Raw genomic sequence first — 17,354 nt, 5'->3', positions numbered from 1 at the left:
CGGCGTGCTCAGATGGCCACGAGCTGGCGCACGCCCTTGGCCTGCATCTCGCTGCCGGGGCCGCTGGCAATCACCTCACCGCGCTCCATGACCACATAACGGTCGGCCAGGGCTTCGGCGAAGTCGTAGTACTGCTCCACCAGCACGATGGCCATGTTGCCGCGGTCGGCCAGCATGCGGATGACGCGGCCGATGTCCTTGATGATGTTGGGCTGGATGCCTTCGGTGGGTTCGTCCAATATCAACAGCTTGGGGCCGGCGGCCAGCGCGCGCGCAATCGCCAGCTGTTGCTGCTGCCCGCCCGACAGGTCACCGCCGCGCCGGCCCAGCATCTGCTTGAGCACGGGAAACAGCTCGAACAGCTCGGGCGGAATGGGCGTGTTGCCCTTTTTGTAGGCCAGTCCCATGAGCAGGTTTTCCTGCACGGTGAGGCGGCCAAAGATCTCGCGCCCCTGCGGCACAAAACCCATGCCCATGCGGGCGCGTTCGTAGGGCGTGGCGCCGGCAATGGGCACGCCGTCGAGCGTGATGCTGCCGCTCTTGATGGGCACCAGCCCCATGAGCGATTTGAGCAGTGTGGTCTTGCCCACGCCGTTGCGGCCCAGCACCACCGTGACCTGGCCGAGTTCGGCCTGCAGATTGACGTTGCGCAGGATGTGGCTGCCGCCGTAGTACTGGTTGATGTCTTTGACTTCGAGCAGGCTCATGTGTTTGTCCTCAACGACCCAGATAGACCTCGATCACGCGCTCATCGGCCTGCACCTCGTCCAGCGTGCCCTCGGCCAGCACCGCGCCGTCACACAGCACCGTGACCTTCTCTGAAATCGTGCGGATGAAGCTCATGTCGTGCTCCACCACCATCAGCGAATGTTTGCCCTTGAGCGTGAGGAACAGCTGCGCCGTGCGCTCGGTTTCTTCGTCGGTCATACCGGCCACGGGTTCGTCGAGCAGCAGCAGTTTCGGGTCCTGCATCAGCAGCATGCCGATCTCCAGCCACTGCTTTTGCCCATGGCTCAGGTTGCCGGCCAGGCGCGCGGCGCTGTCGGCGAGGTGGATGGTCTGCAGCACCTCGCCCAGGCGGTCCTTTTCAGCGCCGGTGAGGCGGAACACCATGGAGCGGCGCACGCCCTTGTCGGTGGCGAGTGCGAGTTCGAGGTTTTCAAACACGGTGAGGTGTTCGAACACCGTGGGCTTCTGGAACTTGCGCCCGATGCCCATGGCCGCGATCTCGGCTTCGCGGTAGCGCAGCAGGTCGATGGTGCTGCCGAAAAACACGTGACCCGAGTCGGGCTTGGTCTTGCCGGTGATGATGTCCATCATCGTGGTCTTGCCCGCGCCGTTGGGGCCGATGATGCAGCGCAGTTCACCGGGCGCGATGTCCAGGCTCAGGTTGTTGATGGCCTTGAAACCGTCAAAGCTGACGTTCACCCCGTCGAGGTACAGGATGCGGCCGTGGGTGGTGTCCACTTCGCCGGGCGTCACCAGCCGGGAGAAGCCCGCCGCGCGACCGCCCGATGCGGTGTTGCCCGCGAGACCAACAGCCGCGATCTTCTCCAGGCGCTGCGCGCCCTCTTCCATCAGGTCGGGCGTCATGCCTGGCCTCCTTTGTGTCCACGCAGTTTTTTCACCAGGCCCACCACGCCTTGCGGCATGAAGAGCGTGACCACGATGAACAGCACGCCCAGGAAGTACAGCCAGTACTCGGGAAAGCTCACGGTGAGCCAGCTCTTGGCGCCGTTGACGATGAAGGCGCCGACGATGGGGCCGATCAGCGTGGCGCGGCCACCCACCGCGGCCCAGATCGCGATCTCGATGCTGTTGGCCGTACTCATTTCGCCGGGGTTGATGATGCCGACCTGCGGCACATAGAGTGCGCCGGCAATGCCGCACATCACCGCCGAGATGGTCCAGATGGTGAGCTTGTAGGGCAACGGGTTGTAGCCGCAGAACATGACACGGCTCTCGGCGTCGCGCACAGCTTGCAGCACGCGGCCGAACTTGCTGTTGACCAGCCAGCGCGCCCACAGAAAGAAGCCCAGCAGCGTGAGGCCGGTGATGATGAACAGGGTCATGCGCATGCTGGGTGTGGCCAGCGGAATGCCCAGGATGCGCTTGAAATCGGTGAAGCCGTTGTTGCCGCCAAAGCCGGTCTCGTTGCGGAAGAACAGCAGCAGCGCGGCGAAGGTGAGCGCCTGCGTGATGATGGAGAAATACACACCCTTGATGCGCGAGCGGAAGGCGAAGTAGCCGAACACGAAAGCCACCAGGCCGGGCACCAGCACGATCAGCAGCAGGGTGGCGATGAAGCTGTCAGAGAGCGCCCAGTGCCAGGGCAGTTCCTTCCAGTCGAGGAACACCATGAAGTCGGGCAGTTCGCTCTTGTAGTTGCCGTCCAGCCCGATCTGGCGCATGAGGTACATGCCCATCACATAGCCGCCCAGCGCGAAGAACAGGCCGTGGCCCAGGCTCAGGATGCCGGTGTAGCCCCAGATCAGGTCCATGGCGAGCGCGCAGATGGCGTAACACATGATCTTGCCGAGCAGGCCGACCATGTAGTCGCTCAGGTGGAAGGCGCTGCCCTCGGGCACGAACAGGTTGAGCAGCGGCGCCACGGCGCACACCACCAGCAGCGCAACCACGAAGGCGCTCCAGCCGGTGCGGGTGAGCAAGGGGCCGGGCTGGGGCAGCGACACAGCCACGGGGACGTTGGGTGTGGTGCTCATGCTTCTGCGCTCCGGCCCTTCATCGCAAAGATCCCTTGCGGACGCTTCTGGATGAAGATGATGATGAAGACCAGCACCGCGATCTTGGCCAGCACGGCGCCGGCCCAGCCTTCAATGAACTTGTTGAGCATGCCCAGACCCAGCGCGGCGTACACCGTGCCGGCGATCTGGCCCACGCCACCGAGCACCACCACCATGAACGAGTCCACGATGTAGCTTTGGCCGAGGTCGGGGCCGACGTTGCCGATCTGGCTGAGCGCGCAACCCGCCAGGCCCGCAATGCCCGAACCGAGTGCGAAGGCATAGGTGTCGATGCGCGCGGTGTTCACACCCATGCACGAGGCAATGGGCCGGTTCTGCGTGACCCCACGCACGAACAAACCGAGGCGGGTTTTGGTGATCATGAGCGTCACACCCACCAGCACCGCCACCGCGAAGCCGATGATGATGATGCGGTTCCACGGCAGGTTGAGGTTGCCCAGCAAGGTGACGCCGCCACTCATCCAGCTCGGGTTTTCCACGCCCACGTTCTGCGCGCCGAAGAGGCTGCGCACGGCTTGCATCAACACCAGAGAGATGCCCCAGGTGGCGAGCAGCGTCTCCAGCGGGCGTCCGTACAGGAACCGGATCACCGTGCGCTCCATGGCCGCACCCACCAACGCCGAAGCAGTGAACGCGATCGGCAGGGCCGCGAGCAGATACCAGTCGAAGTACTCGGGGAGCGACTGGCGAAAGAACGCCTGCACCAGCCAGGTGGCGTAGGCGCCGATCATGATGAGCTCGCCATGGGCCATGTTGATCACGCCCATGAGCCCGTAGGTGATGGCCAGACCGAGTGCTGCCAGCAGCAGGATGCTGCCCAGGCTGATGCCTGTGAACGCCTGGGCCAGCGTGTTGCCCAGCGCCAGCATGCGGTCGATGCCCTTGAGCGAATCGGCCAGTGCGGCTTTCACGCCGGCGTCGGTTTCTTTCTCCATCTGTTGCAGCAGCAGCGGCCGCACGATGGGCTGTTTGGCCTCGCCCAGCTTCTGCGCGGCGGCCAGGCGTTGCGCGGGATCTTCGCTGGCGAGCAACACGGCGGCCTGCGCCAGCTCCAGACTCTGGCGCGCCTGCGCATCCAGGTTGCCGGCCAGCGCCTTGTCGATCAGCGCGAGCTGGCTGATGTCGGGCTCTTCAAACGCGCTGCGCTGCAAGGTGCGCGCGGCTTCGCGCTGGCGTTCGGGCTCTGCGCCCACCAGCTCCATGCCCGCCAGCGCGCTCTCCATGGCGCTGCGCAGGCGGTTGTTGATCATGATGTCGCCCGCGTCGTAGGGCAAAGGCAGCTTCTCGCCGGTCACGGCGTCCACGGCGCCATCGTCCACCACGATGAACACCCGTTCGCCCTGCACACGCACGGCTTCTTCGGCCATGGCCTTGATCAGGGCAGACGCTTTTTCGTCGGGCTCGGCGGCGAGCTTGTTCAGGGTGTCGATGCGCACATCGGTGTCGCCGTCCACCAGGGCCAGGGCGTCGGCCGGTTTGAGGGCGTGGGCCGATGCTCCGGCGGCCAGGCACAGCGCCAGCAGCAGTCGCACAAGGCAATGAAACAAGGTGGGACGCATGGGGTCCGTCTTTCAGTTCAAAAATTCAAAGCGCCCCGGCAGGCACACGCCGGCCGGGGCAGCAAGACCAGGCAAGGTGGCCTCCCCATGGAGGCCACCCCGCGCTTCATCACTTCTTCATTTCGGGCACATTTTTCTTGCCCTTGTTTTCGGCGATGTAGTCGCTCCATGGGTCTGCAACCACCGGGCCGGGCGTCTTCCACACCACGTTGAACTGGCCGTCGGCCTTGATCTCGCCGATGAACACCGGCTTGTGCAGGTGGTGGTTTTCCTTGTCCATGGTGCTGGTGAAGCCACCGGGTGCCTTGAAGGTCTGGCCGGCCATGGCGGCGATCACCTTGTCGGTGTCGGTGGACTTGGCCTTGGTCACGGCTTGTGCCCACATGTTCACGCCGATGTAGGTGGCCTCCATCGGGTCGTTGGTGAGTGGCTTGTCCTTGTGGCCGGGGATGTTCTTGGCCTTGGCGTAGGCGGCCCACTTCTTGGTGAACTCGGTGTTGGCCGGGCTCTTGACGCTCATGAAGTAGTTCCAGGCGGCCAGGTGGCCCACCAGCGGCTTGGTGTCCACACCGCGCAGCTCTTCCTCGCCCACCGAGAAGGCGACCACAGGCACGTCCTTGGCGGACAGGCCGGCGTTGCCCAGCTCCTTGTAGAAGGGCACGTTGGAGTCACCGTTGATGGTGGAGACCACGGCCGTCTTCTTGCCTTCGGACGAGAACTTCTTGATCTTGGCAATGATGGTCTGGTAGTCGGAGTGACCGAACGGGGTGTACTCCTCCATGATGTCGGCATCGGCCACGCCCTTGGCCTTCAGGAAGGCGCGCAGGATCTTGTTGGTCGTGCGCGGGTACACGTAGTCGGTGCCCAGCAGCACCCAGCGCTTGGCCGAGCCGCCGTCCTTGCTCATCAGGTATTCCACCGCAGGAATGGCCTGCTGGTTGGGCGCGGCACCGGTGTAGAACACGTTCTTGCTCAGCTCTTCACCTTCGTACTGCACGGGATAGAACAGCAGGCCGTTGGCCTCTTCCACCACCGGCAGCACCGACTTGCGCGACACCGAGGTCCAGCAGCCGAAGATCACGGCGGCCTTGTCCTGGGTCAGCAACTGCTTGGTCTTTTCAGCGAACAGCGGCCAGTTCGAAGCTGGGTCAACGACGACGGGTTCGAGCTTCTTGCCCAGCAGGCCGCCCTTGGCGTTGATCTCGTCAATCGCCATCAGCACCGTGTCCTTGAGCACGGTTTCCGAAATGGCCATGGTGCCCGAGAGGCTGTGCAGCACGCCGACCTTGATGGTCTCCTGGGCGTGGGCGCTCAGGCCGGTGAAGCCTAGCGTGGCGACCGTGGCGGCGGCAGCCAAGGTCTTGAGTGTGAAACGGCGTGCAGTTGAGGTGGCTGGGGTGGTCGACATGGCGCTTCTCCTGAGTTCCTGGGGTCCCGTGAGGGGTTGGTGTTGGCGCCGCCGGCTGCCCTCTTCGGGCGTGGCTCAGCGGACAACTGGATGCTAGGGAAGACACCGGGGGGCGTATGTACGCCGGGTGGCGTACGTGGCACACAAGCGGTCGTTACCGACATGAAAAAGGCCAGCACGAAGCTGGCCTTTGTCGCTGAAGTCGGCGCTCTTCAGCCCGCCGGCACCAGAAAGTCCTTGCTGATACGCCCACCCAGTTCGTTCACCCGGTCGAGGAACTGCGTGAGGAAGGCGTGCAGGCCGGTGGCCAGGATCTCGTCGATGCGGGCGTACTGCAGGTCGGCTTTGAGCTTGCCGGCGCGGCGCAGGGTTTCGGCCGACAGGTCGTTGGACACCACGGTGAGGTTGTTGACCACTTCGTTCAGGCTGGCGGCCAGGCTGCGCGGCATGTCGGCGCGCAGGATCAGCAGCTCGGCCACGCGCTCGGGCGAGATCACGTCGCGGTAGACCTTGCGGTAGACCTCGAAGCCGCTGACGCTGCGCAGGATGGCGCTCCAGTGGTAGAAGTCGTACTCCTGATCGAGCTCGCTGGCGTTGCCGAAGAAGTCGCTGTGCACCGCGTGGAACTTCACATCGAGCAGGCGCGCGGTGTTGTCGGCCCGCTCCAGGAAGGTGCCCATGCGGTAGAAGTGGAACGCTTCGTCCTGCAGCATGGTGCCGATGGCCACCCCGCGCGAGAGGTGCGAGCGGAACTTGACCCACTCGAAAAATTCGCTGGGGTCGCGCTCGAAGTTCTTGCTCTTGATCATGCGGCCGAGTTCCAGCCAGGTCTGGTTTTGTGTTTCCCACAGCTCGGTGGTGAGCGCGCCGCGCACCGCGCGGGCGTTTTCACGCGCGGCCTTCAGGCAGGTGGCGATGCTCGACGGGTTGGACTCGTCGCGCACCATGAAGTCGAGCACGTTGCGCGGCGTGATTTCCTGGCCGTACTTCTTGTTGTAGGCGGGCATGAGCTCGCTGATGATCAACAGGCCTTCCCAGCCCACCTGCGCCACGGCGGCGGACTGCGGCAGCAGCGAGGTCTGGTAGTTCACGTCGAGCATGCGGGCGGTGTTCTCCGCGCGCTCGGTGTAGCGGGACATCCAGAAGAGGTGGTCGGCGGTGCGTGACAGCATGTTGGGTCCCTATGTTCAGATGGGGTCAGGGCTGAAGATCTGACCCCAGGTCTATTCGATCTTCAATCTTCCAGAACCCAGGTGTCCTTGGTGCCGCCGCCCTGCGAAGAGTTGACGACCAGAGAACCATCCTTGAGCGCCACGCGGGTGAGCCCCCCCGGCACCATCTGCACCTCTTTGCCGCTGAGCACAAAGGGGCGCAGGTCGATGTGGCGCGGCGCCACGCCGCTTTGCACATAGGTGGGGCAGGTGGAGAGCGAGAGCGTGGGCTGGGCGATGTAGCCACCGGGGTTGGCCACCACAGCCTTGCGGAAGTCTTCGATCTCGGCCTTGGTGGAAGCCGGGCCCACCAGCATGCCGTAGCCGCCGGCGCCGTGCACCTCTTTGACCACCAGGTCTTTCATGTTGGCAAGCATGTACTTGAGGTCTTCGGCGTCGCGGCCCATGAAGGTGGGCACGTTGCTGAGAATGGGTTTCTGCCCGAGGTAGAACTCGATCATCTTGGGCACGTAGGGGTAGATCGACTTGTCGTCGGCCACGCCGGTGCCCACCGCGTTGCAGATGGCCACGTTGCCGCTGCGGTACACGCTCAGCAAACCCTCGCAACCAAGCGTGGAGGTGGGGCGGAACACGGAAGGGTCGAGGAAGTCGTCGTCCACCCGGCGGTAGATCACGTCCACGCGTTTGGGGCCGCGCGTGGTGCGCATGTAGACGAAGTTGTCCTTGACGAACAGGTCTTGCCCCTCCACCAGCTCGATGCCCATCTGCTGCGCAAGGAAGGCGTGTTCAAAGTAGGCGCTGTTGTACATGCCGGGTGTGAGCACCACCACCGTGGGCTCGGCCGTGGTGGCCGGGCTCACCGCACGCAGGGTTTCCAGCAGCAGGTCGGGGTAGTGGGCCACCGGGGCCACGCGGTTCTCGCCGAAGAGTTCGGGAAACAGCCGCATCATCATCTTGCGGTCTTCGAGCATGTAGCTCACACCACTGGGCACGCGCAGGTTGTCCTCCAACACGTAGTACTCACCCACGCCGTCGGCGTTGGGGGCGCGCACGATGTCCACGCCCGCGATGTGCGAGTAGATGTTGTGCGGCACGTCCACGCCCATCATTTCGGGGCGGAACTGCGCGTTCTGGAAGATCTGCTCGGCCGGCACGATACCCGCCTTGATGATTTCCTGGTCGTGGTAAACGTCGTGGATGAAGCGGTTGAGCGCGGTCACGCGCTGCACCAGACCTTCTTCCATGCTCTGCCATTCGTGCGCGGGAATGATGCGGGGAATCAGGTCGAACGGGATCAGGCGCTCGGTGCCGGAGCCGTCTTCGTCCTTGGCGCCGTACACCGCAAAGGTGATGCCGACACGCCGAAAGATCATTTCGGCCTCTTCGCGCCGGGCCGCCATGACTTCTTCGGGCTGCTGCGCCAACCAGCGGGCGTAGTTCTCGTAATGGGCCCGAACCTCGCTGGGCGAGGCATTCATTTCGTCAAACATCGGTCTGCTCATGGGCTTTTTTCTCCTGACCACAGCATAGCAAGGAGTGGGCCAGCAATTGGTGTGTCAGCGCTCCATCGTTGGGGGTTGAACCGTTTTTTGATCGTGGTAATGCCAGTAGCGACGGCTTTCCAGGCGGTGGCATCTCACCGCCTCGGGCTCGGCGCTGCGCCAGGTCGCCGCACCGCAGTCGGGTGAATTCACCCAGCGGATCTCGCGCTGCCGGTAGCGATCCAGCACCGCAGGTGCCGGGTGTCCAAACCGGTTGCGGTAGCCCGACTGCACCAACACCCAGCGTGGCTGCAGGGTGTTGAGCAGCACCGGCGTGCTCGACGTGAGGCTGCCGTGGTGCGGTGCAAGCAGCACGGTGGCGCGGTCCTGCGGCCGGGCCAGCGCCAGCTGCACCTCGCGCGCGGCATCGATGTCGCCTCCCAGCCAGGCGCTGTGTTCGGCGCTGGCAATGCGCAGCACACACGACATGGCGTTGCTGCCCAGAAGGCCCTGCCCGTCGGGGCCGTAGTCCTGCGGGAGCGGGCGCAGCACCTCGAAGTCCACGCCGTCCCAGGTCCAGCGTTGGCCGGCCACGCAGCGTTCTGCGGTCTCGGCGCTGAACGACGACAACCAGCGCGCCTGCGGGTGCGCCGCGCGCACCGCCTCGGCCCCACCCGCGTGGTCGCTGTCGCGGTGACTCACCACCACCGCGTCGAGCCGCTCACCCAGCGCGCGCAGCAGCGGCAACACCACCCGTTCGCCGGCGTCACTGTCGGGGCCGAAGCGTGGACCGGTGTCGAACAGCAGGCTGTGCCCAGCCGTGCGCACCAGCACCGCGCTGCCCTGCCCCACGTCCAGCGCCAGCAGCTCGAACTGTCCCGGCGCCGGGCGTGGCGGCGCGTACAGCAGCGCGGGCGCGAGCAGCAGCACCCCCGCTGAGCGCACCACCCACGGCAGGCGCAGCACCAGCAGCGCTCCGCCCAACACCGCAGAGAGTGCCAGCGGCCAGGGCGCCGCCGGGCGAAACACCGCGGCCCAGCTGGCCTGCCCCATCCACTGCAGCCCCGAGGCCATGGCCTGCACCACCCAGGCCGCCGCGTCCCACAGCGGCGGCACAGCCACGCCCAGCATGGCCAGCGGCGTGATGAACAAGGTCACCACCGGAATGGCCGCCAGGTTGGCCACCAGGCCCACCACCGAAAACTGTCCGAAGAGCAGCAGCGTGAGTGGCGCCAAGGCCAACGTGACCACGCCTTGCTCCCGCAGCAGACCCACCACCGACCGCACCGCGCGCGCCGGCACCCCGTCCGCAACGGCGCGCTGCGAACGCCCGGGATCGGTCGCAAACAAGATACCCACCGCGACAAAACTGAGCCAGAAACCCGGCTGCATGAGCGCCCACGGATCGAGCAACAACACCGCCGACATCGCCAGCAGCCACACCACCGGCCACGGCCAATGCCGCACCCCCAGGCGCAGACCGACCACCACGGCCAGCATGATCACCGTGCGCTGCGCCGGCACGCCCCAGCCCGAAAACAGGGCGTAGGCCGTCGCCAGCGCCACCCCGCCCATGCCGGCCACCACCGGCGTGGGCACCGCCAGCAAGGCCTGGGGCCACACCGGGGCCAGCCGCCGCCAGCCCCGGGCCAGCAGCGCGGTGGCCAGCCAGGCAAACATGGTCACGTGGAGGCCGGAAATGCTCATGAGGTGGGCCACGCCGGTGGTGCGGAACAGCGCCCAGTCCTCGCGGTCGATGGCGGACTGGTCGCCCACCACCAGCGCCGCCAGCACACCGGCGGCGCGCGGATCCTCCACGCGCTCGTCGATGCGTTCGCTCACGCTCTGGCGAAATGCGTTCAGCGGATGGCGCCGGGTGGACCCCAGATGCTCAGGCGCCGGGTCGCGCGGACCGCTTTTCACATGGCCTGTGGCCTGGATGCCGTGCTCCCAGAGCCAGTGCTCGCGGTCAAAGCCGTGGGGGTTGGACAGGCCGTGCGGGCTGCGCAGGCGCACGGTGAAACGCCAGCGGTCCCCGGCGCGCACGCCCGGGCCCTGGCTGGCCATCTCCCAGTGCGGCCCCTCGGCAGTGGGCCCAAAGCCGCTGATCCAGCCCAGCTGAATGCGTTCGGGCACCTGCACCGGCGTCCCTGCGCGCGTGGCCGACTCCACCACAAAGTCAAACCGTTCGCCTTGCGCCGTGCGCTGCGGCAACGAGGCCACGCGGCCAATCAGTTCCATGTCGGTGCCCTGCAAGGTCGGGTCCAGCGCCTGGCCGGCAAAGTGCGCGGCGCGTGCGCCGGTGAGCCCAAAGCCGATCAGGCAGCCCGCGAGCACCGTGAGCACGAGGCCGCTGACCCGCCCCGCCAGACGCGAGCCCAGCACGAGCACCAGGCCTGCGCACAGCAGCAAGCCATACACCCCCAAGGCCCACAGCGCCGGCTGCTGCAACTGCAGTGCCACGCCCAGCACCCAGCCCGGCAAACCCGCCAGCCCGCCCCGGCGCATGGTCAGGGAGTCGGGCGCAACACCACCACAAACGCGTTGCCGGCAGTGCCATCACCATTCTTTGGCGCAAGACTTGCTAGGATGAGTCCCAGCGCCCACGGCCAAGCCATTGCCCGACGATCCATTGTTTCCTCCCCGTTGAAAGCCCCCACATGGCCATTCATGTCGCTCTGAGCCACATCACCCATTATCGATACGACCGGCTCGTCAAACTCGGCCCCCAGGTGGTCCGTCTGCGGCCCGCGCCGCACAGCCGCACCAAGGTGCTGTCGTACTCCCAGCGCATCGAGCCCGAAGGCCATTTCATCAACTGGCAGCAGGACCCGTTCGCCAACTACCAGGCCCGCCTGGTCTTCCCCGAGCCCACCACCGAGTTCAAGGTCACCATCGACCTGGTGGTGGAAATGGCGGTCTACAACCCGTTCGATTTTTTCCTGGAGCCGCGCGCGGAGAACTTCCCGTTCAGCTACGACGAAGAGCAGAAAAAGGAACTCGCACCCTACCTGGTGACGGCGCCCGTGACACCGTTGCTCAAGGCGTATCTCGCCACGGTGGACCGCAGCGAACGCCGCACGATCGACTTTCTGGTCGACGTGAACCAGAAACTGCAGCACGCGATCTCGTACACCATCCGCATGGAGCCGGGTGTGCAGGCGCCGGAAGAGACGCTCAAGCTGGGCAGCGGTTCGTGCCGCGACACCGGCTGGCTGCTGGTGCAGATCCTGCGCCACATGGGCCTGGCCGCGCGCTTCGTCTCGGGCTACCTGATCCAGCTCAAGAGCGACGTGAAATCGGTCGACGGCCCCAACGGACCCGAACAGGACTTCACCGACCTGCACGCCTGGTGCGAGGTGTTCCTGCCCGGCGCTGGCTGGATCGGCCTGGACCCGACCTCGGGCCTGCTCGCCGGTGAAGGCCACATCCCGCTGGCCTGCACGCCGCAGCCCTCCAGCGCCGCGCCGGTGGAAGGCGCCATGGACAAATGTGAAGTGGAGTTCAGCCACCACATGGGCGTGACCCGCGTCTACGAATCGCCCCGCGTGACCCTGCCCTACACCGACGACCAGTGGGCCGGTGTGGTCGCGCTGGGCGACAAGGTCGACGTGGACCTGCAGAAACACGATGTGCGCCTGACCATGGGCGGTGAGCCGACCTTCGTGGCCACCAGCGACCGCGACGCGGGCGAGTGGAACACCGACGCGCTCGGCCCGACCAAACGCGGCTACGCCACCGAACTGCTGAACCGCCTGCGCGTGGAATACGGCGCCGGCGGCTTCGTGCACATGGGTCAGGGCAAATGGTACCCGGGCGAGCAGTTGCCGCGCTGGGCACTGTCCATGTTCTGGCGCGCCGACGGCGAAACCATCTGGAACAACCCCGCGCTGCTGGCCGACGAGCGCGACGAAAAGCACTACACCGCCGACGACGCGCGCCGCTTCACGCAGGCGCTGGCCCGCAAGCTCGGCCTGTCCACGCAGTACATCACCCCCGGTTTTGAAGACACCTGGTACTACCTCTGGCGCGAACGCCGCCTGCCCGTGAACGTGGACCCGTTCGACGCCAAGTTGGACGACGAGCTCGAGCGCGCGCGCCTGCGCCGCGTCTTCACCCAGGGCCTGGAGGCCACGGTGGGCTACGTGCTGCCGCTGCAGGCCTCGGGCCCCAACGGCGCCTTGTCCAACAACGGCAAGAGTGCCTACACGCGCGTCTCGGGCACGGTGTGGTCCACCGGCCCCTGGTTCTTCCGCGACGAGCGCATGTACCTCGTGCCCGGTGATTCGCCCATGGGCTACCGCCTGCCGCTCGACTCTCTGCCCTGGGTCTCGGCCGGCGACTACCCGTACCACATCGAACAGGACCCGCACACCGCGCGCGACCCGCTGCCGCGCGGCGCGGCGGTCAAGCACCAGGTTTCGCCGCACCAGGTGGGCGGCGGTTTTGCCGAAGGCGGCACCGTCTCCATGCAGGGCATGGACTTCGACCCCGACGCCGAAACCGTGGAAGGCCTGCGTGCCGGCCAGCCCGGCCCGGGGGCAGCCCCCGCGCAAGCCTTGTCGGCCCGCTTTCCGCAGCGCGCCGAATCGGCCGCCTGGCTGACCCGCACCGCACTTTGCGTGGAGGCCCGCGACCCGCATCGCGCCAACGGCCCCAAGGCCGAAAAAGCCGGTGGCGGCAAGATCCAGCACCTCTACATCTTCATGCCGCCCATGGCGCATCTGGAGGACTACCTGGATCTGCTGGCCGCGGTGGAAGCCACGGCCGAGCGCCTGGGCATGACCATCGTGCTGGAGGGCTACCCACCACCACGCGACCCACGCCTGAAGATGCTGCAGATCACCCCCGACCCGGGCGTGGTGGAGGTCAACATCCACCCCGCCCACACCTGGGGCGAGCTGGTGGAGCACACCGAGTTTTTGTACGAGGCCGCGCACCAGACCAAGCTGTGCGCCGAGAAGTTCATGACCGATGGCCGCCACACCGGCACCGGTGGCGGCAACCACTTCGTGATGGGCGGCGCCACGCCGGCCGACTCGCCGTTCCTGCGCAAGCCCGAGCTGCTCGGCAGCCTGATTGCCTACTGGCACAACCACCCCTCGTTGTCGTACCTGTTCAGTGGCCTCTTCATCGGCCCGACCAGCCAGGCGCCGCGCGTGGACGAGGCGCGCAACGACCAGCTGTACGAGCTGGAGATTGCGCTGGCGCAGATCGAGAAGAACCGCACCACCTACGGCGACCACATGCCACCGTGGATGGTCGACCGCACGCTGCGCAACATCCTGATCGACGTGACGGGCAACACGCACCGCAGCGAGTTCTGCATCGACAAGCTCTATTCCCCCGACACGCCCACCGGCCGTCTGGGCCTGCTGGAGTTGCGAGCGTTTGAAATGCCGCCGCACGCACGCATGAGCATCGCGCAGCAGCTGCTGTTGCGCGCCCTGGTCTCGCGCTTCTGGCAGCAGCCCTGGCACGGCCGCCTCACCCGCTGGGGCACCGAGCTGCACGACCGCTACCTGCTGCCCACCTATGTGCGCATGGACTTTGAAGACGTGCTCACCGATCTGGCCGACTTTGGCTACAAGTTCGACATGGCCTGGTTCGACCCGCACTTCGAATTCCGCTTCCCCATGGTGGGCCAGGTGGCTGCGCGCGGCATCGAACTCACGCTGCGCAGCGCGCTGGAGCCCTGGCATGTGATGGGCGAGGAAGGCGCGCCGGGCGGCACCGTGCGGTACGTGGACTCGTCGCTGGAGCGCATCGAAGTGCGCGTCAAAGGATGGAACGACAGCCGACATGTGATCACCTGCAACGGCCGCGCCATCCCGCTGCAAACCACCGGCACGGCCGGCGAATATGTGGCTGGCGTTCGCTACAAGGCCTGGAGCCCGCCGTCGGCGCTGCACCCTTCGATTCCGTCGCATGCGCCGCTCACGTTCGACATCGTCGACACCTGGATGAAACGCTCCATGGGTGGCTGCCAGTACCACGTGGCGCACCCGGGCGGGCGCAACTACGACACCTTCCCGATCAACGCCTACGAGGCCGAGAGCCGCCGCATGTCGCGTTTCTTCCAGATGGGGCACACCCCGGGCCACATGGACGTGAAGCCCGCCAGCAGCAGCCGCGAGTTCCCCGCCACGCTGGACCTGCGCTACTGACCACCCGGCGGGTGGCCCGCCTTGTGTGACGGAAGCAACAAGGCGGGGACCCCGGCGGGGTATTGCCCGCAGGGCACCGGGCATACTCGGGCACAGTGAACCACGACCCCTCCGACTCCCTCTTCGACGAGCTCAGCCCCGACAACCCCGGTGACTGGGCTTTGTCCTTGTCGGTCCCCGCAGACCCGGGCCACCGGGACGAACTGCGCGCCGGGGGCAAGTCCAGCGGCGACGCACTCGCGCCCGCCTGGGACAGTTTCTTCGAGCACATCGGCACCGACGGCCTGGCCGACCTGAGCCGCCGCAACGACAACCTGCAGCGCCAGATCCGCGACAACGGCGTGACCTACAACGTCTACGCCGACGCCTCGGCCGGCCTGCAGCGGCCCTGGGCGCTGGACCTTTTCCCCATGCTGGTCGGTCCGCAGGACTGGGCACAGATCGAGGCCGGCGTGTTGCAGCGCACCCGCCTGCTCAACGCCATCATGGGCGACCTCTACGGCGAACGTGAGCTGCTCAAGCGCGCGTTGCTGCCCGCCGCGCTGGTGCAAGGCCACCCGGGTTACCTGCGATCGATGCAGGGCGTGAAACCACCGGGCGACACCTGGCTGCACATCGTGGGCTTCGATCTGGCGCACGGTCCCGACGGCCGCTGGTGGGTGGTGGGTCAGCGCACGCAGGCGCCTTCGGGCCTGGGCTACCTGCTGGAAAACCGCATCGCGATTGCGCGCCAGTTCCCCAAGGCCTTCGCCGGCATGAAGGTGCAGCGTCTGGCCGCGAGCTACCGCGCGCTCATGGACGGCATCAAACGCATGGCGCCCGAAGGCGAGAACGCGCGCATCGCGCTGCTCACCCCCGGCCCCTACAACGAAACCTATTTCGAACACGCCTACCTGGCGCGTTACCTCGGCCTCACGCTGGTGGAGGGCAACGACCTCACCGTGCGCGACCAGCGCCTCTACTTGAAGACGCTCAGCGGCCTGGAGCCTGTGCACGCGCTGATCAAGCGGCTGGACGACGAGTGGCTGGACCCCTTGGAACTGCGCTCCGATTCGCGGCTGGGCGTGCCCGGCCTGCTGCAGGTGCTGCGCGCGGGCAACCTGCTGCTGGCCAACGCGCCCGGCTCGGCACCGCTCGAGTCCAGCGCCCTGCTGGGCTTTCTGCCCGCCATCAGCCGCCACCTGCTGGGCGAAGAACTCGCCATGCCGTCGCTGGCCACCTGGTGGTGCGGCGAAGACGCCGCGCTGCGCGAGGTGCTGCCGCTCATCAAGGGCAGCGTGATCAAACCCACCTACCCGCAATCGGGGCTGGACACCGCCATGGGCCAGAGCCTGAGCGAACGCGAGCTCGACGAATGGTCGGGCCGCATGGCCCGCCACCCGGATCACTACACCGTTCAATCGTGGCTCCCCTTGTCGCAAACGCCCACCTGGTCGGGCGAACGGCTGATGCCACGTTCGGCCATGCTGCGCGTGTTTGCACTGGCCGACGGTGCCGGCTCCTGGCGCGTGTTGCCCGGTGGCCTGGTGCGCCTGGCGCCGCGCGGAGAACTCATCGCCGCCATGCAGCGCGGTGGCAGCAGCGCCGACTGCTGGGTGCTCACCGACGGCCCGGTCGACCACACGAGCCTGCTGCAATCGGCGCCCAGCACACTCGCACTGGCACAACAGAAGCGTCCCGTCACCAGCCGGGCGGCAGAGAACCTGTTCTGGCTGGGCCGCTACACCGAGCGCGCCGAAAACAGCGTGCGGCTCGCGCAAATCGTGCTCAACCACCTGGGCGGCGAAGAGCCCAACTCGCGCCCGCTGATGGCGTGGCTCACCGCCACCGCCACCGAGAACTCGCTGGTGATCTCCGAAGCGCCGACCGCCACCGCCTCGCCGCGAGTGTTCGCGCGCAGCCTCATGGCTGCGCTCTCGCCCAAAGCGGCCGACCCGCTGTTTGCCAAGTCGCACAGCGTGGGCTTCAACCTGCGCGCGCTCAAGTCCGCCGCCTCGCAGGTGCGCGAGCGCCTCTCGCAGGAACACTGGCACCTGATCGAGCGCACCGAAACCTGCTTTGCGCGCGACTGTGCCGCCCTGTCGACCGACGCCGAATACGCCACCGTCGAAGCCCTGACAGCGCTGCAGAACGCCAGCGAACTGCTGGCCGCCATCACCGGCTCACAAACCGACCGCATGGTGCACGACGACGGCTGGCGCCTGCTCTCCATGGGTCGCCACATCGAACGCCTCATCACGCTCTCGCGCGCCCTGTCGCTCGCGCTTGAGCACGGCTGCGTGCACGACCAGGCCGGCTTCGAAGCCGTGGTCGCGTTGTTCGACAGCACCATCACTTTCCACGCCCAGTACCAGCAACGGCGCGACATGGTCGCCCTCATCGACCTGCTGGTGATGGACCGCGACAACCCACGCTCGCTCGCCTGGGTGGTGCAGACGCTGCGCTCGCGCCTGGCCAAGTTGGCCAGCAGCGCCACGCCGCAAGACGCCGTGCTGGCCCAGGGCCTGCCCAACCCCGACACCTGGGTGCTGCCCGACCTGAGCAACTGGCAACGCAGCCCCGAAGGCCTGCGCACCTGGAGCGACCTCGCCGAGCTGCTTGACGGTTGCGAGATCTCGGCGGTGGAACTCTCCAACGAAGTCAGCCGTCTTCACTTCAGCCACGCCGATTTGCGCAATCAAAGCCTGGGTGCCTGAGATGAACCCCCACGCTCCGCACTTCGTGTCGTCGCTGCCCCCCGAGGGGGCGCTGGCCCTCCTTGGGGCGGCCCGGCGGAGGTCCTGACAACATGAACCCCCACGC

General features: G+C 66.6%; 10 protein-coding genes. 2 read left to right on the top strand and 8 right to left on the bottom strand.

What is annotated here, in order from left to right; all coding sequences use genetic code 11:
* Positions 1-8: 8 nt before the first annotated feature.
* From urtE to BSY239_RS04520, 8 genes are all read right to left on the bottom strand, one after another.
* Complete coding sequence (urtE, locus tag BSY239_RS04555) at positions 9-701, bottom strand: urea ABC transporter ATP-binding subunit UrtE (protein ID WP_069048772.1); 693 nt, start codon at positions 699-701, stop codon at positions 9-11.
* A gap of 16 nt (positions 702-717) precedes the next feature.
* A complete protein-coding gene (gene urtD, locus BSY239_RS04550) occupies positions 718-1,593 on the bottom strand; it encodes an urea ABC transporter ATP-binding protein UrtD (protein WP_069045800.1) in 876 nt (291 codons plus the stop codon).
* The gene (urtC, locus tag BSY239_RS04545; protein WP_069045799.1) at positions 1,590-2,723 is read right to left on the bottom strand and encodes an urea ABC transporter permease subunit UrtC; all 1,134 of its coding nucleotides are present in this window, start codon (positions 2,721-2,723) and stop codon (positions 1,590-1,592) included. The genes urtD and urtC overlap by 4 nt, the downstream gene beginning before the upstream one ends.
* On the bottom strand, positions 2,720-4,324 hold the full coding sequence (urtB, locus tag BSY239_RS04540; protein WP_083239813.1) for an urea ABC transporter permease subunit UrtB: 1,605 nt from the start codon (positions 4,322-4,324) through the stop codon (positions 2,720-2,722). Before urtB ends, urtC begins: the two co-directional genes overlap by 4 nt.
* Positions 4,325-4,433: 109 nt before the next feature.
* Positions 4,434-5,732 (bottom strand): urea ABC transporter substrate-binding protein, encoded by a 1,299-nt coding sequence (gene urtA, locus BSY239_RS04535; protein WP_069045798.1) that lies wholly within the window; start codon positions 5,730-5,732, stop codon positions 4,434-4,436.
* A gap of 212 nt (positions 5,733-5,944) precedes the next feature.
* Entirely contained in the window at positions 5,945-6,904 is a 960-nt protein-coding gene (locus tag BSY239_RS04530) for an alpha-E domain-containing protein (protein WP_069045797.1), read from the bottom strand.
* 62 nt (positions 6,905-6,966) lie between these two features.
* On the bottom strand, positions 6,967-8,406 hold the full coding sequence (locus BSY239_RS04525; protein WP_069045796.1) for a circularly permuted type 2 ATP-grasp protein: 1,440 nt from the start codon (positions 8,404-8,406) through the stop codon (positions 6,967-6,969).
* 54 nt (positions 8,407-8,460) lie between these two features.
* On the bottom strand, positions 8,461-10,893 hold the full coding sequence (locus tag BSY239_RS04520; RefSeq protein WP_069045795.1) for a DNA internalization-related competence protein ComEC/Rec2: 2,433 nt from the start codon (positions 10,891-10,893) through the stop codon (positions 8,461-8,463).
* Between the two features lie 152 nt (positions 10,894-11,045).
* Here BSY239_RS04520 and BSY239_RS04515 point away from each other — a divergent pair, with 152 nt between their 5' ends.
* Together BSY239_RS04515 and BSY239_RS04510 are read left to right on the top strand one after the other, a co-directional pair.
* Positions 11,046-14,552, top strand: a complete 3,507-nt coding sequence (locus BSY239_RS04515; protein ID WP_069045794.1) for a transglutaminase family protein — start codon at positions 11,046-11,048, stop codon at positions 14,550-14,552.
* 95 nt (positions 14,553-14,647) lie between these two features.
* The gene (locus BSY239_RS04510) at positions 14,648-17,248 is read left to right on the top strand and encodes a circularly permuted type 2 ATP-grasp protein (RefSeq protein WP_069045793.1); all 2,601 of its coding nucleotides are present in this window, start codon (positions 14,648-14,650) and stop codon (positions 17,246-17,248) included.
* The last annotated feature ends 106 nt before the right edge of the window (positions 17,249-17,354 follow it).

This window comes from Hydrogenophaga sp. RAC07 (genome assembly GCF_001713375.1).
In the GTDB taxonomy this organism is placed as follows: domain Bacteria; phylum Pseudomonadota; class Gammaproteobacteria; order Burkholderiales; family Burkholderiaceae_C; genus Hydrogenophaga.
The sequence above is the reverse complement of the archived record's forward strand: the minus strand, read 5'-3'. Positions and strand labels throughout refer to the sequence as shown.

What these genes read in the sequence shown, in the direction of transcription:
- urtA (WP_069045798.1), bottom strand. Translation starts at nt 5,732, where the DNA reads ATGTCGACCACCCCAGCCACCTCAACTGCACGCCGTTTCACACTCAAG.
- urtB (WP_083239813.1), bottom strand. Translation starts at nt 4,324, where the DNA reads ATGCGTCCCACCTTGTTTCATTGCCTTGTGCGACTGCTGCTGGCGCTG.
- urtC (WP_069045799.1), bottom strand. Translation starts at nt 2,723, where the DNA reads ATGAGCACCACACCCAACGTCCCCGTGGCTGTGTCGCTGCCCCAGCCC.
- BSY239_RS04530 (WP_069045797.1), bottom strand. Translation starts at nt 6,904, where the DNA reads ATGCTGTCACGCACCGCCGACCACCTCTTCTGGATGTCCCGCTACACC.
- BSY239_RS04515 (WP_069045794.1), top strand. Translation starts at nt 11,046, where the DNA reads ATGGCCATTCATGTCGCTCTGAGCCACATCACCCATTATCGATACGAC.
- BSY239_RS04520 (WP_069045795.1), bottom strand. Translation starts at nt 10,893, where the DNA reads ATGCGCCGGGGCGGGCTGGCGGGTTTGCCGGGCTGGGTGCTGGGCGTG.
- urtD (WP_069045800.1), bottom strand. Translation starts at nt 1,593, where the DNA reads ATGACGCCCGACCTGATGGAAGAGGGCGCGCAGCGCCTGGAGAAGATC.
- BSY239_RS04525 (WP_069045796.1), bottom strand. Translation starts at nt 8,406, where the DNA reads ATGAGCAGACCGATGTTTGACGAAATGAATGCCTCGCCCAGCGAGGTT.